This window comes from Pseudomonas sp. Sample_16 (assembly GCF_004307665.1).
Lineage (GTDB): Bacteria > Pseudomonadota > Gammaproteobacteria > Pseudomonadales > Pseudomonadaceae > Aquipseudomonas.
In genome coordinates, this window is the sequence record NZ_RCOB01000108.1 from 1 (window position 1) to 18,618 (window position 18,618).

An 18,618-nucleotide genomic window follows, 5' to 3' on the forward strand; every position below is an offset into this window, starting at 1 on the left:
AAGCCGAACGCGGAGCGTCCGTTGAGGCATTCCCACGCAGAGCGTGGGAACGATCGGCACAAGTTAGTCCTTGTCCAATAACCCCAAATTCCCGAATACCACTATCGGCAGTTTTTGCCTGGCTGCCATATGACGGACTCATTACAACCCTAGGATGGCTTTCATCTGCCAGATGAGGTCCGTCCATGAACAATTTGATCGCCACTGCCCTGACCAACCCCGGCGTACCGATGAAGGTGCGCGGCGCACAGAAACGCTTTGGTGCGTTCACCGCGCTGGACAGCGTGTCTCTCGACGTGGCGGCAGGCGAGCTGGTGTGCCTGCTCGGTCCTTCGGGTTGCGGCAAAACCACCCTGTTGCGTTGCATTGCCGGTCTGGAAAAGCAGGACAGCGGCGAGTTGTATCTCGGCGAGCGTGACGTTTCCCACCTGGCACCTCAAGCGCGGGACTACGGCATTCTGTTCCAGTCCTACGCACTGTTCCCCAATCTCACCGTTGAAGCGAACATTGCCTACGGCCTGACCGGCAGCGGCCGCGATCAAGTGCGGCAGCGCGTCGGGCAGATGCTGGAGCTGGTCGGCCTGAGCGGCAGCGAGAAAAAATATCCGGGGCAATTGTCCGGCGGCCAGCAGCAACGCGTCGCCCTGGCCCGCGCCCTGGCCCCGGCACCTTCGTTGTTGCTGCTCGACGAACCGATGTCGGCCCTCGACGCCCGGGTCCGTGAGCACCTGTGCACTGAGCTGCGCCAACTGCAACGCAGCCTCGGCATCACCACCCTGATGGTGACCCACAATCAGGACGAGGCCATGCTGATGGCCGACCGTATCGCCGTGATGAGCAACGGCAAGGTCGAGCAGTACGCCACGCCGCAGGAAATCTACAACCGCCCGGCCACGCCGTTCGTGGCGGAGTTCGTCGGTCAGGGCAACTGGCTGCCGTTTCAGCGCAGCAGTGACAGCCACGCTCGGGTTGGCGCCATGAACCTGCGTCTGGCCGATGACAGCGCCAAGACTACGTCGGGGCGTTTGTTTTGCCGCCCGGAAGCGATCAACGTCAACCCGCTGGTACACGAGGAAAACCTGTTCCCGGCCAAGGTTCGCGAAATCACCTTCCTTGGCAACCGCTGCCGCATGAGCTTCGAACTCGATCACCTGCCGGGCCACGCTTTGTTGGCTGAGCTGGCACCGGAAGCCATGCCACGTCTTGGCGCGCAGCAGATCATGGTTGCCTTGCCGCCGCGCAGCCTGCAGGTGTTTGCCTGATGAGCGTGAACATCGCGCTGCCGCTGCCCCACAAGCAGGTTCGGCAGATTTCCCGTGCCGAGCTGGGCGACCGCATCTTCGTGGTTGGCGGCAAGGTCCTCTTGTTGGGGTTGCTCGGCGTTGCGGTGTTGATGCCGTTGCTGGCGATCTTCTGGCGTGGTTTCAGCGCGGAGGCCGGGCAGGGCGGTGGCTGGCTCGCTGCGCAAGAACTGGTGACCAGCGACAACTTCCACTGGTTGCTCGGTAACAGCCTGAAGGTTTCCCTCAGCGTCGCCTCCATCGTCGTACCGCTGGCCTACCTCTTTGCCTACGCGCTGCAACGCACATTGATTCCCGGTAAAGGCCTCTGGCGCGGCATCTCGTTGCTGCCATTGATGGCGCCTTCGATGTTGCCCGGCATCGCCCTGGTTTATCTGTTCGGCAATCAGGGTATGTTGCGCGGCCTGCTCTCGGACAACATCTATGGCTTCTGGGGCATCGTTCTGGGTGAGGTGATCTACACCTTCCCGCACGCATTGATGATCCTGCTGTCGGCCTTGTCCCTGGCGGATGCGCGACTGTTCGATGCGGCTTCCAGCATGGGCGCCAGTCCCGCAAAGGCGTTTCGCAGCATCACCTGGCCGGCGACCCGTCAGGCGGTTTTCGCCGCGTTCTGCCTGGTGTTCACCCTGACCATCACCGACTTCGGTGTGCCCGTGGTGGTCGGTGGCGACTATCAGGTACTGGCGCTGGAAGCCTACAAAGCCGTGGTTGGCCAACAGCAATTCGGTCGCGGTGCGCTGATCGGCATGGTCCTGTTGCTGCCGGCGCTGTTCAGCTTCGCGGTCGATGCCTGGTTGCGTCGGCGTCATGGCGATTCAATGAGCGGTCGCGCCCAAGTATTCAAGCCTTTGCCGTCGACGCTGCGCGACAGCTGCTATCTGGCCGTCGTGCTGCTGATCTGCGCCACATTGCTGCTGGTGTTCGGCATGGCGGTGTTCTCTTCGCTGGTGAAATTCTGGCCTTACAACCTGTCGCTGTCGCTCAACCATTACCAGTTCAATGACACCGCGGGCGGTGGCTGGCTGGCGTACGGCAACAGCGTGAAGATGGCTTTGTGTACCGCGCTGATCGGTAGCGTCCTGATCTTCACCGGCGCCTATCTGATGGAAAAAACCAAAGGCCAGCGCGGCTTGAATATGACACTGCGCATGCTCAGTTTCGTACCGATGGCGGTGCCGGGTCTGGTACTCGGATTGGGTTACGTCTTCTTCTTCAACCTCACCGGCAACCCGCTGCATGTGCTCTACGGGACCATGACCTTGCTGGTGGTTTGCACCATTGCTCACTATTTGACCACTGCGCAAATGACCGCCACCACCGCGCTGCGCCAACTCGATGGCGAGTTCGAAGCCGCCGCGCTGTCGCTCAAGGCACCGCTGTACCGCCACTACTGGCGCGTGACCGTGCCGATTTGTCTGCCGGCGCTGCTGGACATCGTGCGCTACCTGTTCGTCTCGGCCATGACCACCGTCTCGGCGGCGATCTTCCTCTACAGCCCCGACACCATTCTCGCGGCAGTGGCGGTACTGAACATGGACGACGCCGGCAACGTCGGCGGCGCGGCGGCGATGTCGACCCTGATTCTGTTCACTTCGGCGGGCGTTTCCCTGCTGCTGGCCTGGGCTTCGCGCGGTTTGCTGCGCCGCTCACAGGCCTGGCGGCAGACCGCGCCCGGCCATTGAAACCGTACAACCCCTCAACTCAAAAACAGGAAAAGATCATGTTCAAGCCTATGGCCCTGGCCGCTGCTGTCCTCACCGCTTTCAGCCTGAACGCCTTTGCGGCGAAAACCGAGTTGACGGTGTACACCGCCCTCGAAGCCGAACAACTGAAGACTTATAAGCAAGCCTTCGAAAAAGCCAACCCGGACGTCGGAATCAAGTGGGTGCGTGACTCCACCGGGATCATCACCGCCAAGCTGCTGGCAGAAAAAGACCGCCCGCAGGCCGACGCCGTCTGGGGCCTGGCCGCTTCAAGCCTGGCGATCCTCGATCAGCAAGGCATGCTGCAAAGCTACGCGCCGAAAGACCTGGGCAAGATCGGCGGCAACTACCGCGACGCCGCCAACCCGCCGGCCTGGGTCGGTATGGACGTGTGGGCGGCGACCATTTGCTTCAACACCGTCGAAGCCGAGAAGCAGGGCCTGACCAAGCCTGTGAGCTGGCAGGACCTGACCAAGCCTGAGTACAAAGGCAAGATCGTCATGCCAAACCCGGCGTCGTCCGGCACCGGTTTCCTCGACGTCAGCGCTTGGCTGCAAACCTTCGGCGAGAAGCAGGGCTGGGCGTACATGGACGGCCTGCACCAGAACATCGGCCAGTACGTTCACTCCGGTTCCAAGCCTTGCAAACTGGCGGCGGCGGGTGAGTTTCCGATTGGTATTTCCTTCGAATACCCGGCTGTTCAGTTGAAGCGCCAGGGCGCACCGCTGGACATCATCCTGCCGAAAGAAGGCCTGGGCTGGGAGATCGAAGCGACGGCGGTAATCAAAGGCACTGCCCACGAAGAAGCGGCGAAAAAACTCGCTGACTTCTCGGCAAGCCCTGAGGCAATGGAGCTCTACAAGGAGAACTTCGCGGTGCTTGCGCAGCCGGGCATTGCCAAGCCGCAGACCGAATTGCCAGCCGACTACGAACAGCGCTTGATCAAGAACGACTTTGCCTGGGCTTCGAAGAACCGCGACCAGATCCTGAGTGAATGGCGCAAGCGCTATGACGGCAAGTCGGAGAAAGTGGCGGCCAAGTAAGATCTTCATCGGCTGACAGGGCCTCATCGCTGGCAAGCCAGCTCCCACAGTGGTTCCCGGTGTGATCGGGATTTCCAACCACTGAAGATCCCCTGTAGGAGTGAGCTTGCTCGCGATAGCGGTAGAACAGTCAACACACCTGTTGAAGTGAAGCCGCCATCGCGAGCAGGCTCGCTCCTACCATTGGATTGGGTACATCCAAAAGAGATGGGTCGGTTGTCAGGCTGCCATCGCTGGCAAGCCCCACCGTGAACCCTGTGGGAGCTGGCTTGTCGGGTCGCCGCATCGCAGCGATAGCGGTCTACCCTTCACCACAAACTTCACTGATGGGGGAATTTCCGATGGGCCGCAACGAGCAGGTGATTACTGAGGTATTCGGGCTGTACGAACGCTTCGGCACCGACGATTACATCGGCGAGCCGGTGTCGCAGATCGAGCACATGTCCCAGGCCGCCGAGCTGGCGATGGCCGAAGGTTTCGATGATGAAGTGGTGCTCGCCGCGTTCTTCCATGACATCGGGCATATTTGCGGCGAAAGCACCGAGAACATGGACGGCTTCGGTGTGGTCAGCCATGAGCGGCTGGGCGCTGACTATTTGCGTCGGGCGGGCTTCAGTGAGCGCATGGCACGGCTGGTGGAGTATCACGTCCAGGCCAAGCGATATCTGACATTGAGGGAGCCCGGGTACTACGAGCGCTTGAGCGAAGCCAGTCGCCGGACCCTGGGATATCAGGGTGGGGTGATGACTGAAACCGAAGCCGATGCATTCGAGCAGGACCCGTTGTGCGCCGTGAGCTTGCGCATGCGCCATTGGGATGAAATGGCGAAACAGATGCATGTGCCGGTGATGGACCTGGGCGTGTTGAAGCGCAAGGCGGTCGCGGTTTTGTCCCGCGAGATTTGCTGAGCAATCTGACGACTGATTGAGAAAAACATGCATGGTTCACCTTGTTGGCAGCGCTCAAGCTGAGCCTTTCACAAGGAAGAACATGTATGCGTTATTTGAAAGTGATTGCACAGGATCGAAGTGGAAACGGGGACGCAGATACGCTGCGGTTGCTGTTTTTTGAAGATGAACAATTGCTGCGTGAAGCCTCGGACAATGAAGTTCTGCGGCTGAAAAACTTTGGCTCTCATTACTTCAAGTGCAGATGGTTCAACACCGGTGAGGGTGAGGAACGGCATCTGCGCATGTTTTCGCTGAGCCCGACCGGCAATGCAACGCCGGAATCGGTGCGGCTGCATTTCCATGAAGGCCCCAACATCGTCTACAAGGCTGCTGTTCATGACCTCGACAACGATGGAGCTTTCGAGATTGTGCTGTGCACTGATGTGGACAACGACGGCCGTGCCAATCGTACGGATCGGACGCGGGTCAATGCGTTGGTGCGGGAATACCTGAAGCTGGGTTGGCAGTGATCAATGTTAAAAACGCGTCACTCCAGACACCATAATTGTCCCGGCCGCTAAAGCTGTTGCGCCAACACCTCAACCTGCTCCTGCCGTTCCGCCTGATTCAACTTCGCATGCGCATTGAGTGACGACCATTGCGGATGCGCCCGTGCCTTGTTCAGGGCCTCGGGCAGTTTGCCCTCGCGCCAGGTCTTGTCCTGAGGCGTTGCCACCTGGATGCTGTCCATCGCCGCATGTCCGCGGGCATTGAGTGCTTGCAGCAGTTGTCGTTGCCGCAGGGCCAACAGTCGCAACACGTTGTCATCGACCGTCAGCTCACGCTGGCCCTTGAGCTTGCCCAGCAAGCGGCTGCCATAGCTGCGCGCGGTTTGCAGGGCGCCGCCGGCGATGGCGCCGGCCAGCGCGGCGGCGCCGAGGGTGATGCCGCCGACCAGCAGGTCGACGCCCGCTCCGGCGGCGGCACCTGCGGCGATGCCGCCACCGACCCGCACACCCAATTGCTTGAGGGTTTCGGGGTTGAACAGGTCATCGCCCCAGCGGCCATCGAGCAGCGGCAAATCGCTGGCAGCGGCGTCCTGCGGGCGGAAGGCATAAAGCTTGAGCAGGGACTCGACGCAGCGTTGCTCGCGCTGGCGCACCGCTTTACGCAGTTCGCCGATGGCTTGCTGTTCCTGTTCGGCATCACTGACCACGCTGCGCCGGCATGCCGCGCAATCGATCAATAATTCGGCAATCAGCCGCGTCGCACTTTGCTCGCGCGCCCGGCGTTGGGCTTGCTGGTCGGCGATCAAGCGTTCCAGTTGCGGCCGCGCGGCTTCGAGCAGCAGGGCGAGGCTTTCATAGAGTCGGCGCTCGCCATCCTCTGGCGGTGCGACGCTGTCGAAGCGCACCAGTGCGTGCAATCCCAACCGCGCCAGCGCTTCACGCCACGCCGGTTCGCGATGGTTGGCGCTGCTGACGAAATTCAACACCGGCAGCAACGGTTTGCCGCAACCGGCCAGCACTTCCAGCTCATCGCGATACTTGGCCAGCACCGGTTCCCGAGCATCGATCACATAGAGACCGGCATCGGAGGCCAATAACTGGCGCAAGACCTTGGCCTCTTGTTCAAAACGCTGCCGGGCTTCGCTGCCATCGAGGAAGCGCGCCAGGCGGGCCGGACCGTCCAACCGTTCACCAGGTCGCTCGAGACGTTCAAGGTAGTCGAGCAGGGCGATGGCATCTTCCAGGCCGGGTGTGTCGTAGAGATCGAGCAGCGGTTCGCCGTCCACCGACAATCGCGCGCCTTCGACATGCCGTGTGGTGCTGGGACGGTGGGACACTTCACCGAAACCGACATCGCGGGTGAGGGTGCGCAACAGCGAGGTTTTGCCGACGTTGGTGTGGCCGACGACTGCGAGTTTCAGGGGCTGCTTGCGTGCTTCAGTCATGACCCGTCTCCAGCCAGTTCAACGGTGCACAATCGGCGAACGGCAGCTCCAGCTGTTGCAGCGCCGTATGCCAGTCGCCAAGGCGTTCGGCATCCAGCGCTTCTCCGTGCGGCGCTTGCAGCAACCAGACGCGGGTGGCGCTGGCGTTGCGAGCCAGTTCGGCGATCAGCGCCAGGCTGCCGCGATCCGGCGAACGCCGTGGATCGCAGGCGATGGCCAGGCGCGCCGGAGGGAAGCGACTGAGTTGTTCGAGCAGTTTGTGCCGGGATTCGCGGCTGTCGAGAATCCCGGCGTTGCTCACGTTGTTCGGCAGTTGCGGCGGCCAGGGGCGCTCGTTGTCCAGTTCGATGGCGACCAACAGCGCACCGTCGCTTTGCTGTTCACTGACGCCGCTCTCGACCCGATGCAGTTGCTCAGGCGCCGCATCGCTGATGCCCAGACGTTCGCTGGTGGGCATCAGTCGCTCGCGTAGCTGCGCGTAGCCGGGCAGGTTCAAATCCAGGCGCAACATCGCTTGACCGGTTTTCCAGCGCCACAGGCAAAACAGCGCCAGCAACATTCGCGGTATCACGCCGTACACCAGCAATACGCCTGCCAGCCACGCGGCCCAGGCTTGTCGGGCACTTTCGATGTTGAGTGCGGCGTCGCCACTGGCGCGGATCATTTCCTCGGTGGGCACGCTGAAGCCGAGCAGGGCCGGCAGCGCGCCGAGAGCCTGGGTCACGGCAATAAACGTGTCGGCGCTGAGGATGGTGGTTTCCCAGACGAAACCGTAGCGTCGGGTCGCCATCAACGTCAGCAGGATCACCAGCGCGCTGAGCATCGCCAGCAACCACAAGCCATTGACCAGCACACCAACGGCCCAGCGGTTGAGCTTGCGGCGTTGCAACAACAACAGCAGGGCCGGTGCCAGCTGCGCGGCTTTGGCATCCCGGGCGAGTTTTTCGCTCAGCCACAGCCACAATCGCCCGAGGCTGGCGCCGTGTTCGCCGGCAAACGCCAGGCCCAAGGCCCAGCTCAGCAGCAGAATCAGATTGAGCCCGAGCAGGCTGCCCAAGGCCCAGAACACATTCACCGAGTGCAGGCCGTCGCCCATCGCGGCGAAGGCCAGGCTTGCGCCGGTGACCACGGCCAGCAGCGCCAGGACGATCAACGCCAGTCGCGCACCTTGCAGCCAGTGCTTGAGCGCAGCACTCAAGCCATCGCGGTCCGCCAGCCACAGGGCGCGGCGTTGAATGCGCGACGGCAAATCGCCCCCGGCGCTGCGGGCCAGTCGGTTGGCTTCCAGATCTTCCAGGGGGCCGGCGTGTTCTTCACGCAGGCGGATGGTTTCTGTCAGCCAGAGGTTATTCAGTTCAGTCACGCGGCATCCCGTCGCTCAAATGAGCTGTGAGCATAACCGTTGTGGCGCTTATCGGCGAAAGCGAGGCTCTGGTATCCTCGCCGACATGACTAAATCACTTCCCCTCAGCCTGATCGCAGCCCTCGGTGAAAACCGTGTGATCGGCGTCGACAACAGCATGCCCTGGCACTTGCCGGGGGACTTCAAATACTTCAAGGCCACGACCCTCGGCAAACCGATCATCATGGGGCGAAAGACCTGGGATTCTCTGGGTCGCCCGTTGCCGGGCCGCTTGAACATCGTGGTCAGCCGTCAGGCGGACCTGGTGCTCGAAGGCGCCGAGGTGTATCCATCGCTGGAGTCCGCGGTGGTTCGCGCCGAGGAATGGGCGAAGGAGCAGGGCGTCGATGAGTTGATGCTGATCGGCGGTGCGCAGTTGTATGCCCAAGGGTTGGCGCAGGCCGATCGGTTGTACCTGACGCGCGTGGCGCTGAGCCCGGAAGGGGATGCGTGGTTTCCGGAGTTTGATGTGAAGGAATGGACACTGGTTTCCAACGTTGAAAACCCGGCAGTAGAGGGTAAGCCAGCGTACAACTTCGAAGTCTGGGAAAAGGTTTGAAAGCATCGCTGGCAAGCCAGCTCCCACAGTGTCCAAGGTGAATCACTTGTTGCGTGAACACCATAGATCCCTGTGGGAGCTGGCTTGCCAGCGATGGGGCCAGATCAGGCGCTGAAAAATTTAAGCGTGCGCCAGCTCCGAATGCTCATCCGCATCCAGCACTCGTTTATCGGTCTGCTGCATCATCTGGCTGGTTATCGCACCGGCCGTCATCGAACCACTGACGTTCAACGCCGTGCGCCCCATATCAATCAGCGGCTCGACCGAAATCAGCAACGCCACCAGTGACACCGGCAAGCCCATCGCCGGCAACACGATCAGCGCGGCGAACGTCGCACCGCCACCCACGCCCGCCACACCGGCCGAACTCAGCGTCACAATCGCCACCAGTGTTGCGATCCACAGCGGATCGAGCGGGTTGATGCCTACGGTCGGCGCCACCATCACCGCCAACATCGCCGGGTACAGACCGGCGCAACCGTTCTGGCCGATGGTCGCGCCGAACGAAGCGGCGAAACTGGCGATCGATTGTGGAATGCCCAGGCGGCTGGTCTGCGCTTCGATACTCAACGGGATTGTGGCGGCGCTGGAACGGCTGGTGAAGGCAAACGTCAGCACCGGCCAGATCTTGCGGAAGAAGCGCAGCGGATTGATCCCGGCAGCCGACACCAGCACGCCGTGAACCACAAACATCAGACCAAGGCCAATGTAGGAAACCACGACAAAACTGCCGAGCTTGATGATGTCCTGCAAGTTGGAACCGGCCACCACTTTGGTCATCAGTGCCAGCACGCCGTAGGGCGTCAGTTTCATCACCAGGCGCACCAGACGCATCACCCAGGCTTGCAGGGTGTCGATGGCGTTGATCACTTTCTGACCTTTTTCGACATCATCCTTGAGCAGTTGCAGCGCTGCGACTCCAAGGAACGCAGCGAAAATCACTACGCTGATGATTGAGGTCGGCTTGGCGCGCGCCAGGTCGGCGAACGGGTTTTGCGGAATGAACGACAGCAACAGCTGCGGCACATTCAGGTCGGCAACCTTGCCCGCGTAGTCGGTCTGAATGGTTTGCAGGCGGGCCATTTCCTGGGTGCCGGCCACCAGACCTTCGGCGGTCAGACCGAACAGGTTGGTCAGGCCGATACCGATCAGTGCCGCGATGGCGGTGGTGAACAGCAGCGTGCCGATGGTCATGAAGCTGATCTTGCCCAGCGATGAAGCGTTGTGCAGACGAGCCACGGCGCTGAGGATCGAGGCGAACACCAACGGGATCACGATCATCTGCAGCAATTGCACGTAACCGTTACCCACCAGATCGAACCAGCCGATCGAGGCTTTCAGCACCGGGTTGCCGGCGCCATAAACGGTATGCAGCGCGACACCGAACACCACACCCAGAACCAGCGCGAGCAGGACTTTTTTTGCCAGGCTCCACGGCGTGTGGCGGGTTTGTGCCAGGCCAAAGAGCAGGGCGAGGAACACCAGCAGGTTGAGAATCAGCGGCAGATTCATTGGAACTCCCATTAGACATGTGCCAACTGCCTTCCGGGGCAGCTGCGAACCGGGAAGCCTAACAGCTTGAATTCTAAAGAATTAATACGAAAAACGTCTTGAAACTGTCGTTTTTGGAATAAGCGTGTGTCGTTCTCGGAGATGCAGCTGACGCGATGGGTACGCTAGCGGTCGCTGGCAGACGAGGACCGTCACACTTATTTGTTAGCGTCGATGTCTTTCATTCAGGGAGTGACGCCAATGAAGTTTGCATCGAAATTTCTGGCAGCCGCACTGTGTGCAGGTCTTGCCGGCCAGGTATTTGCGACGGATCTGAAGCACTGGCCCGCCGATCAGGCCAAGGCACTGGACGCCATGATTGCGGCCAACGCCAACAAGGGTAACTACGCGGTGTTCGACATGGACAACACCAGTTACCGCTACGACCTCGAAGAGTCGTTGCTGCCGTTCATGGAGAACAAGGGCCTGATCACCCGCGACAAACTCGATCCCTCCCTGAAGCTGATGCCGTTCAAGGACACCGCCGACCACCAGGAAAGCCTGTTCAGCTACTACTACCGCCTCTGCGAACTCGACGACATGGTTTGTTATCCATGGGTCGCCCAGGTGTTCTCGGGTTTCACGCTTGAGGAGCTCAAGGGCTACGTCGACGAAATGATGGCGTCCGGCAAACCGGTACCGGCGACTTATTACGAAGGCGATGTGGTCAAGAAGCTCGACGTCAATCCGCCGAAAATTTTCACTGGCCAGCAAGAGCTGTACAACAAGCTGATGGAGAACGGCATCGAGGTCTACGTGATGACCGCCGCCTCCGAAGAATTGGTGCGCATGGTCGCGGCCGATCCGAAATATGGCTACAACGTCAAACCGCAAAACGTGATCGGTGTGTCGCTGCTGCTCAAGGATCCCAAGACCGGCGAACTGACCACTGCTCGCAAACAGATCACCGCCGGCAAATATGATGAAAAGGCGAATCTTGGTCTCGAACTGACTCCGTACCTGTGGACCCCGGCGACCTGGATGGCGGGTAAGCAGGCGGCAATCCTGACCTATATCGATGAATGGAAAAAACCGGTGCTGGTGGGCGGCGATACACCGACCAGCGATGGTTTCATGCTGTTCCACAGCGTCGATGTGGCCAAGGGCGGGATACATTTGTGGGTCAACCGCAAAGACAAATACATGACCCAGATCCAGGGCATGATGGCCAAAAACGCTGCGGCCCAAGCCAAGGAAGGGTTGCCGGTGACGGCGGACAAGAACTGGGTGATCGTCACCCCGCAAGAGATTCAGTAAGACCGTTTGGCTTACCTGTGATGAGAGAACGTTAGCATCCTGTGGCGAGGGAGCTTGCTCCCGCTGGGGCGCGAAGCGGCCCTAAAAAGGGCTGCTGCGCAGCCCAGCAGGACGGTGCGGCGATCCGACGAGCTCCCTCGCCACGGGTACAGTGTTGATCGTTCCCACGCTCTGCGTGGGAATGCAGCCAGTGACGCTCCGCGTCGGGACGCGGAGCGTCCTTTTAGACAGTCCCACGCGGGAGCGTGGGAACGATCAATTGTGGTCAAAAAAATGCCCCGCACTGTGGCGGGGCATTTTCATGTTCGACGGTTAAGCCTTACAGCCCATCAAGCATTGCCTTGTTGCGCACAGCACCCTTGTCGGCGCTGGTGGCCAGCAGGGCGTAGGCTTTCAGTGCGGTGGTCACCTTGCGTGGACGTTTTTCCACTGGTTTCCAGCCTTTCTTGTCCTGCTCGACCCGGCGCGCAGCCAGTTCTTCGTCGCTGACCAACAGGTTGATCGAGCGGTTTGGAATGTCGATCAGCACCTTGTCGCCATCCTGCACCAGGCCGATGGCGCCGCCGGCAGCCGCTTCAGGCGAAGCGTGGCCGATGGACAGGCCGGACGTACCGCCGGAGAAACGGCCGTCGGTGAGCAGGGCGCAGGCTTTGCCCAGGCCTTTGGATTTCAGGTACGACGTCGGGTAGAGCATTTCCTGCATGCCCGGGCCGCCTTTCGGGCCTTCGTAGCGAATGATGACGATGTCGCCTTCCTTCACTTCGTCGGCGAGGATGCCGCGCACGGCGCTGTCCTGGCTTTCAAAGATCTTGGCGTTGCCTTCGAACACGTGGATCGACTCGTCGACGCCAGCGGTTTTCACCACGCAGCCATCCAGCGCGATGTTGCCGTACAGCACGGCCAGGCCGCCTTCTTTCGAATACGCGTGCTCGACACTGCGGATGCAGCCGTTTTCACGGTCGTCGTCCAGGGTTTCCCAACGGGTCGACTGGCTGAACGCGGTTTGCGTCGGGATGCCCGCCGGACCGGCCTTGAAGAAGTGGTGCACGGCTTCGTCGTTGGTCTGGGTGATGTCCCACTTGGCGATGGCCTCTTCCATGCTGCGGCTGTGCACGGTCGGCAGCTGAGTGTGCAGCAAGCCGCCACGGGCCAGCGAACCGAGGATGCTGAAGATCCCGCCGGCACGGTGCACATCTTCCATGTGGTACTTCTGGATGTTCGGCGCAACCTTGCACAGCTGCGGCACGTGACGGGAAAGGCGGTCGATGTCGCGCAGGTCGAAATCGATCTCGGCCTCCTGCGCCGCGGCCAGCAAGTGCAGGATGGTGTTGGTGGAACCGCCCATGGCGATGTCCAGGGTCATGGCGTTCTCGAACGCCTGGAAGTTGGCGATGTTGCGCGGCAGCACAGACTCGTCGTTCTCGCCGTAGTAACGCTTGCACAGCTCGACGATGGTGCGGCCAGCTTGCAGGAACAACTGCTCGCGGTCGCTGTGGGTGGCCAGGGTCGAACCGTTGCCCGGCAATGCCAGGCCCAGGGCTTCGACCAGGCAGTTCATCGAGTTGGCGGTGAACATGCCGGAGCACGAACCGCAGGTCGGGCAGGCGCTGCGCTCGTACTCGGCGACTTTCTCGTCAGAAGCGCTGGAGTCGGCGGCGATCACCATGGCATCGACCAGGTCGAGGCCGTGGGAGGCGAGTTTGGTCTTGCCGGCTTCCATCGGACCGCCGGAGACGAAGATCACCGGAATGTTCAGGCGCAGGGACGCCATCAGCATGCCAGGGGTGATCTTGTCGCAGTTCGAGATGCAAACGATGGCGTCGGCACAGTGGGCGTTGACCATGTACTCGACGGAGTCGGCGATGATCTCGCGGCTCGGCAGCGAATACAGCATGCCGTCGTGGCCCATGGCGATGCCGTCGTCGACCGCGATGGTGTTGAATTCTTTTGCCACGCCGCCAGCACGTTCGATTTCGCGGGCGACCAATTGACCCAGATCTTTCAGGTGCACGTGGCCCGGTACGAACTGGGTGAACGAGTTGGCAATGGCGATGATCGGCTTCTTGAAGTCGTCATCTTTCATCCCCGTGGCGCGCCACAGAGCGCGGGCACCGGCCATGTTGCGGCCGTGGGTGGATGTTTTCGAGCGGTAATCAGGCATGAAGCACTCCGGGCGGCTAATCAGGTATCAAAAGGGAAGTGAGCTTCTAGTGACGTCTGGAACACTCAGAAATGGCCGTGTGTCCGGAAGTTGCCGATAACTTTGCGGGATCGCCGCGCGCTTCAGCTTGAGCTCATAAACCCGCCGGGGATGACTGGCGATGAATGTCGCGATTCTACACGGCTGGCGGCTGGAGGGAATGCCGGGAAGCGTTGATCCCGTGTTGACCAGGCCTGTGGAATGACGACTGGCAGGTGTCAGCCGACATTGAGCGTCTGTTTATCACGTTGAAAGATCAACGCATTGAGTCCAAGGCCTGCGAGGCTTAATGCCAAAAAGCAAAGGGCCAGGGTGCTGATCAGACCCTCGGGTACCACGCTGATCAATGCGCTGGCCACGCCGCCGCTGAGGAACATCAGCACACCACCGACCGAGGTAGAAGTGCCGGCGTATTGCGGGTGGATGTTCATTGCCATGGAGTTGACGACAGGTCTGGTTATGGTTGTGCCGATCGTACAAATAAGCATGGATAACAGCACTGTGGTGGCAGAGAGACCAAATTGCCGAGTCAGCCACAGCATCAGCAGGCCTGAAGTTGCGATCAGCCCCAGGCCAATATTGATCTGGGTGTTAGCGTGCAGGTATCGATGCAGGACGCTGGCGACCACGCCGCCGAAAACATAAGCGACACCATACAACAGCAACGTCCAGGCAAATTCATAGGGTGAGAGTGCCAGTTGCTCCATGAAAATGATGGGTGAATTGACGATGAACGAAAAATGGCAGGCGAAGGCCAGGGCCGAAATCAGCCAGTAACCCATGAACCTTGCATCCGAACAGACTCGCCAATAAGCACTGAGAACTCCGCCATGCGCTGGCGTACGTATCGGTGGTGCTTTCTTGAGCAGCCGGCAAGCGCTCAGCCAGACAATCGTTGCCAGTGTAATAAACACCCAAAAGCTGCCCTGCCAGCCAAACTCCAATTGCAGCCAGGTCCCCAGCAGCGGCGATATGGAAATGAAAACACCGCCCGCAGTCACCATCCATATCCGGAGTCGCTCCCGTTCACGGCCCACAAACAAGTCCTGTACCAGCGACTGGGCCAGCGAAAAGGATCCGCAACCGATCGCCTGGATCACCCGGAAACCCAGAAACCACTGGTACTCGCTGGAAACTGCGCACCCAGCCGCTCCAATTGTTGCCAGAGCAATACCGGCCAACAACAGCTTCTTGCGGCCCCACATGTCCGAGAGTGGACCAACCAGCAGGATGGAGAGTGCCAGGCTGACGGCGAACACGCTGACGGACAGGGCCGCGTCAGGTGGTGAAATCCGGAAGTATCCCGAGAGATCTGGAAAGGAGGGGAGGACCACGTCCAATGGGAACACGCTCAACAGCATCATGGTCATCAGCAACAAGATGATCAGCGGTTTTTCACGGGTGTTTGTGGCGAGGTTCATCAATCAGTGCGCTCGTTCCGTGAGGGGTAGACGAGGATTGATTTGATGAAGAAGCAAGTCAATGCAGGGGAACGTGGGCGATTTCTGAAACATCTGTAGGAGCGAACTTGCTCGCGATGAATCCGGGAACGTCGCGGGGTATCAGGCTCCCCGCGTTATCGTTGACGACCATCGCGAGCAGGCTCGCTCCTACAGGGGATTACTCAGCTATTCGGCAGCAACCGGCAGGTAATGCTCTTGATGTAGCGGGTTTCAGCGATGGCTGGGTGAACCGGATGATCCGGGCCCTGGCCGCCGCGTTCGAGCATTTGGATGTTGCGGTCCAGGTGACGGGCGCTGGTCAAGAGAATGTTCTGCAGGTCGTCTTCCGGCAGGTGCATCGAGCAGGATGCGCTGACCAGGATGCCGTCCTTGCTGAGCAGGCGCATGGCTTGCTCGTTCAGGCGGCGGTAGGCGCCTTCGCCGTTTTTCATGTCTTTCTTGCGTTTGATGAACGCCGGCGGGTCGGCGACGATCACGTCGAAGCGTTCCTCGCTGGCTTTCAGCTCTTTGAGCGCTTCAAACACGTCGCCTTCGATGCAGGTCATTTTCTCGGCGAAACCGTTCAATGCGGCGTTGCGCTCGACGCCATCGAGGGCGAAGGCCGAGGCGTCGACGCAGAACACTTCACTGGCACCGAATGCCGCGGCTTGCACGCCCCAACCGCCGATATAGCTGTAGAGGTCAAGCACGCGTTTGCCTTTGGCGTATGGCGCCAGGCGCGCGCGGTTCATGCGGTGGTCGTAGAACCAGCCGGTTTTCTGACCCTGGATGACCGGAGCTTCGAATTTCACGCCATTCTCTTCCAGCGCGACCCACTCCGGCACCAGGCCGAAGACAGTTTCGACGTAGCGGTTGAGGCCTTCGGCGTCACGGGCAGCGGAGTCGTTCTTGAACAGAATGCCGCTTGGCTTGAGCACTTGGGTCAGCGCCGCGATCACGTCGTCTTTGTGGGCTTCCATGGTCGCCGAAGCGATCTGCACCACCAGGATGTCACCGAAACGGTCAACCACCAGGCCCGGCAGCAGATCGGAATCACCGTAGACCAGGCGATAGAATGGCTTGTCGAACAAGCGGTCACGCAGCGACAAGGCCACGTTCAGGCGATGCACCAGCAGCGATTTGTCGAGCGGCAACTTGATGTCGCGCGACAGCAGGCGGGCGCAGATCAGGTTGTTCGGGCTCATGGCAACAATGCCCAACGGCTTGCCGCCGGCGGCTTCGAGGATCGCCTGGTCGCCGGCCTTGAAACCGTGCAAAGGCGTGGCGGCTACATCGATTTCGTTGCTGTAGACCCACAAATGACCGTTGCGCAGACGACGGTCGGCATTGGCTTTGAGGCGCAGGCTAGGCAGGGACATGTCGTCGCTCCGGAAAAAAGAGCGGGAGTATAGCGTGTTGCGCAGGGCCACGGCGCGACGGATGGACATGCGGTGATCCGCCAGCGATTGGATGAAACTTCAGTGATCGGACCGTCCAAGGTGTCGGATCCAACTTTTAGAAGCTAGAATCGGCGCCTCACCCAGAGTGTGTACTTATGTCCCAAGAGCTGACTCCCGAACAAATCCAGCAGTCCCTGCAAGGCATCAGTGTGCCGGCTCAACCGCAGATCATGGTTGATCTGCAGATGGAGCAGTACATGCCCGACCCGGATCTGGAGGTGATCGCGAAGCTGATCTCCCAGGACCCTGGCCTCTCTGGATCGCTGTTGAAGATCGTCAATTCACCGTATTACGGTCTGAGCAACAAGATTGCCTCGATCCAGCGGGCGGTGAATTTGCTGGGCAGCCGCTCGATCATCAACCTGATCAACGCGCAGTCGATCAAGGGCGAGATGAATGATGACACCATCGTCACCTTGAACCGCTTCTGGGACACCGCCCAGGACGTGGCGATGACCTGCCTGACCCTGGCCAAGCGCATCGGTATCCAGAACGGCGATGAAGCCTACGCCCTGGGCTTGTTCCATGACTGTGGCGTGCCGCTGATGCTCCAGCGTTTCCCCGACTACATGGGCGTTCTGGAGCAGGCCTATGCCAGTGCCGGGGCCGAGTGCCGCGTCGTGGACACCGAGAACCGGGAATTCAACACCAACCATGCCGTGGTGGGTTATTACACGGCCAAGTCCTGGCGCCTGCCGGAACACGTGAGCACGGCCATCGCCAATCACCACAATGCCTTGGCGATCTTCAGCGATGAATCGTCGCGCAACAGTTCGCTGAAGAACCTGCTGGCGATCCTGAAGATGGCCGAGCATATTTGCGCTTCCTATCGCGTGCTGGGCAACCAGACCGAAGATCACGAGTGGGACAGCATCGCGGCGTTGGTGCTCGATTATGTCGGTCTCTCGGACTACGACTTCGAGACCCTCAAGCAGACGATTCGCGACCTCGGCGCGCACCGCTGATTGTCGGATTTTCTTCCTCCAAGAGAGCACCATGCCTGAACTGCCAGAAGTCGAAACCACCCGCCGTGGCATTGCGCCGCACCTGGAAGGCCAGCGCGTCAGCCGGGTGATCGTGCGTGACCGGCGCCTGCGCTGGCCGATTCCCGAGGACCTCGACGTGCGCTTGTCCGGCCAGCGGATCGTGCTGGTGGAGCGGCGCGCCAAGTACCTGCTGATCAACGCCGAGGTCGGAACCTTGATCAGCCACTTGGGCATGTCGGGGAATTTGCGTCTGGTAGAGGTCGGCCTGCCGGCGGCCAAGCATGAGCACGTGGATATCGAACTGGAGTCGGGCCTGGCCCTGCGCTACACCGACCCGCGTCGGTTTGGCGCGATGCTCTGGAGCCTCGACCCGCTCAACCATGAACTGTTGATTCGCCTGGGGCCGGAGCCGTTGACCGACCTGTTCGACGGTGAGCGGTTGTTCCAGTTGTCCCGTGGCCGTTCGATGGCGGTCAAGCCGTTCATCATGGACAACGCGGTGGTGGTCGGCGTCGGCAACATCTATGCGACCGAAGCCTTGTTCGCCGCCGGGATCGACCCCCGTCGCGAAGCCAAAGGCATTTCCCGGGCGCGTTATCTGAAGCTGGCCATCGAGATCAAGCGCATTCTCGCTGCGGCCATCGAGCGCGGCGGCACTACACTGCGTGATTTTATTGGCGGTGATGGTCAGCCGGGGTATTTCCAGCAGGAATTGTTTGTCTACGGCCGTGGCACCGAGCCTTGCAAAGTCTGTGGCACGCCGTTGCGAGAAGTGAAACTCGGGCAGCGCGCCAGCGTCTTTTGCCCACGCTGCCAGAGCTGAATGCCTTACGGTCTATAGTCAGTGTTCCGACTGTCTAGCCGAAG

15 protein-coding genes are annotated in these 18,618 nt (G+C 60.5%); 9 read left to right on the top strand and 6 right to left on the bottom strand.

Translation table 11 applies throughout. The annotated features are described in order from the left end of the window. Positions 1 to 185 precede the first annotated feature (185 nt). The 5 genes from D8U69_RS15335 (at position 186) to D8U69_RS15355 (ending at position 5,470) form a co-directional block, all read left to right on the top strand. On the top strand, positions 186 to 1,262 hold the full coding sequence (locus D8U69_RS15335) for a putative 2-aminoethylphosphonate ABC transporter ATP-binding protein (RefSeq protein WP_130907649.1): 1,077 nt from the start codon (positions 186 to 188) through the stop codon (positions 1,260 to 1,262). Beyond that, positions 1,262 to 2,986: a putative 2-aminoethylphosphonate ABC transporter permease subunit gene (locus D8U69_RS15340; RefSeq protein WP_130907650.1), complete on the top strand. Its 1,725-nt coding sequence runs from the start codon at positions 1,262 to 1,264 to the stop codon at positions 2,984 to 2,986. Before D8U69_RS15335 ends, D8U69_RS15340 begins: the two co-directional genes overlap by 1 nt. A 38-nt stretch (positions 2,987 to 3,024) precedes the next feature. Then, a complete protein-coding gene (locus tag D8U69_RS15345; protein WP_130907651.1) occupies positions 3,025 to 4,050 on the top strand; it encodes a putative 2-aminoethylphosphonate ABC transporter substrate-binding protein in 1,026 nt (341 codons plus the stop codon). A gap of 341 nt (positions 4,051 to 4,391) precedes the next feature. Beyond that, a complete protein-coding gene (locus tag D8U69_RS15350; RefSeq protein WP_056854016.1) occupies positions 4,392 to 4,958 on the top strand; it encodes a phosphonate degradation HD-domain oxygenase in 567 nt (188 codons plus the stop codon). A gap of 86 nt (positions 4,959 to 5,044) precedes the next feature. Beyond that, positions 5,045 to 5,470, top strand: a complete 426-nt coding sequence (locus tag D8U69_RS15355) for a hypothetical protein (RefSeq protein WP_130907652.1) — start codon at positions 5,045 to 5,047, stop codon at positions 5,468 to 5,470. 47 nt (positions 5,471 to 5,517) lie between these two features. On the opposite strand, the gene D8U69_RS15360 is transcribed toward D8U69_RS15355, so the two are convergent. Beyond that, positions 5,518 to 6,894, bottom strand: a complete 1,377-nt coding sequence (locus D8U69_RS15360; RefSeq protein ID WP_130907653.1) for a GTPase/DUF3482 domain-containing protein — start codon at positions 6,892 to 6,894, stop codon at positions 5,518 to 5,520. Next, on the bottom strand, positions 6,887 to 8,257 hold the full coding sequence (locus tag D8U69_RS15365; RefSeq protein ID WP_130907654.1) for a DUF2868 domain-containing protein: 1,371 nt from the start codon (positions 8,255 to 8,257) through the stop codon (positions 6,887 to 6,889). Before D8U69_RS15365 ends, D8U69_RS15360 begins: the two co-directional genes overlap by 8 nt. Positions 8,258 to 8,342: 85 nt before the next feature. On the opposite strand from D8U69_RS15365, the gene D8U69_RS15370 reads away from it, so the two are divergent. Then, positions 8,343 to 8,855 (top strand): dihydrofolate reductase, encoded by a 513-nt coding sequence (locus D8U69_RS15370; RefSeq protein ID WP_130906059.1) that lies wholly within the window; start codon positions 8,343 to 8,345, stop codon positions 8,853 to 8,855. A 120-nt stretch (positions 8,856 to 8,975) separates the two neighbouring features. On the opposite strand, the gene D8U69_RS15375 is transcribed toward D8U69_RS15370, so the two are convergent. Further along, positions 8,976 to 10,367: an L-cystine transporter gene (locus D8U69_RS15375; protein WP_056854011.1), complete on the bottom strand. Its 1,392-nt coding sequence runs from the start codon at positions 10,365 to 10,367 to the stop codon at positions 8,976 to 8,978. Between the two features lie 240 nt (positions 10,368 to 10,607). On the opposite strand from D8U69_RS15375, the gene D8U69_RS15380 reads away from it, so the two are divergent. Further along, positions 10,608 to 11,663 carry a phosphorylcholine phosphatase gene (locus tag D8U69_RS15380; protein WP_056854010.1) on the top strand — a complete coding sequence of 352 codons (1,056 nt, stop codon included), beginning with the start codon at positions 10,608 to 10,610 and terminating at the stop codon, positions 11,661 to 11,663. Positions 11,664 to 11,982: 319 nt separating this feature from the next. Here the strand turns inward: D8U69_RS15380 and ilvD are convergent, their stop codons facing one another. The 3 genes from ilvD to D8U69_RS15395 form a co-directional block, all read right to left on the bottom strand. Further along, on the bottom strand, positions 11,983 to 13,824 hold the full coding sequence (gene ilvD, locus D8U69_RS15385; RefSeq protein WP_056854009.1) for a dihydroxy-acid dehydratase: 1,842 nt from the start codon (positions 13,822 to 13,824) through the stop codon (positions 11,983 to 11,985). 257 nt (positions 13,825 to 14,081) lie between these two features. Beyond that, positions 14,082 to 15,284: an MFS transporter gene (locus tag D8U69_RS15390; protein ID WP_130907655.1), complete on the bottom strand. Its 1,203-nt coding sequence runs from the start codon at positions 15,282 to 15,284 to the stop codon at positions 14,082 to 14,084. 203 nt (positions 15,285 to 15,487) lie between these two features. Then, positions 15,488 to 16,684 carry a class I SAM-dependent rRNA methyltransferase gene (locus tag D8U69_RS15395; protein ID WP_017341306.1) on the bottom strand — a complete coding sequence of 399 codons (1,197 nt, stop codon included), beginning with the start codon at positions 16,682 to 16,684 and terminating at the stop codon, positions 15,488 to 15,490. Positions 16,685 to 16,914: 230 nt separating this feature from the next. Between D8U69_RS15395 and D8U69_RS15400 the strand changes: the two genes are divergently transcribed. Both D8U69_RS15400 and mutM read left to right on the top strand, forming a co-directional pair. After that, complete coding sequence (locus tag D8U69_RS15400) at positions 16,915 to 17,730, top strand: HDOD domain-containing protein (protein ID WP_162250575.1); 816 nt, start codon at positions 16,915 to 16,917, stop codon at positions 17,728 to 17,730. Between the two features lie 31 nt (positions 17,731 to 17,761). Next, positions 17,762 to 18,574, top strand: coding sequence for a bifunctional DNA-formamidopyrimidine glycosylase/DNA-(apurinic or apyrimidinic site) lyase (gene mutM, locus D8U69_RS15405; RefSeq protein WP_056854006.1), 813 nt, complete (start codon positions 17,762 to 17,764; stop codon positions 18,572 to 18,574). Positions 18,575 to 18,618: the final 44 nt, after the last annotated feature.

What these genes read in the sequence shown, in the direction of transcription:
- D8U69_RS15390 (WP_130907655.1), bottom strand. Translation starts at nt 15,284, where the DNA reads ATGAACCTCGCCACAAACACCCGTGAAAAACCGCTGATCATCTTGTTG.
- D8U69_RS15360 (WP_130907653.1), bottom strand. Translation starts at nt 6,894, where the DNA reads ATGACTGAAGCACGCAAGCAGCCCCTGAAACTCGCAGTCGTCGGCCAC.
- mutM (WP_056854006.1), top strand. Translation starts at nt 17,762, where the DNA reads ATGCCTGAACTGCCAGAAGTCGAAACCACCCGCCGTGGCATTGCGCCG.
- D8U69_RS15350 (WP_056854016.1), top strand. Translation starts at nt 4,392, where the DNA reads ATGGGCCGCAACGAGCAGGTGATTACTGAGGTATTCGGGCTGTACGAA.
- D8U69_RS15375 (WP_056854011.1), bottom strand. Translation starts at nt 10,367, where the DNA reads ATGAATCTGCCGCTGATTCTCAACCTGCTGGTGTTCCTCGCCCTGCTC.
- D8U69_RS15355 (WP_130907652.1), top strand. Translation starts at nt 5,045, where the DNA reads ATGCGTTATTTGAAAGTGATTGCACAGGATCGAAGTGGAAACGGGGAC.
- ilvD (WP_056854009.1), bottom strand. Translation starts at nt 13,824, where the DNA reads ATGCCTGATTACCGCTCGAAAACATCCACCCACGGCCGCAACATGGCC.
- D8U69_RS15395 (WP_017341306.1), bottom strand. Translation starts at nt 16,684, where the DNA reads ATGTCCCTGCCTAGCCTGCGCCTCAAAGCCAATGCCGACCGTCGTCTG.
- D8U69_RS15370 (WP_130906059.1), top strand. Translation starts at nt 8,343, where the DNA reads ATGACTAAATCACTTCCCCTCAGCCTGATCGCAGCCCTCGGTGAAAAC.
- D8U69_RS15340 (WP_130907650.1), top strand. Translation starts at nt 1,262, where the DNA reads ATGAGCGTGAACATCGCGCTGCCGCTGCCCCACAAGCAGGTTCGGCAG.
- D8U69_RS15380 (WP_056854010.1), top strand. Translation starts at nt 10,608, where the DNA reads ATGAAGTTTGCATCGAAATTTCTGGCAGCCGCACTGTGTGCAGGTCTT.
- D8U69_RS15345 (WP_130907651.1), top strand. Translation starts at nt 3,025, where the DNA reads ATGTTCAAGCCTATGGCCCTGGCCGCTGCTGTCCTCACCGCTTTCAGC.
- D8U69_RS15335 (WP_130907649.1), top strand. Translation starts at nt 186, where the DNA reads ATGAACAATTTGATCGCCACTGCCCTGACCAACCCCGGCGTACCGATG.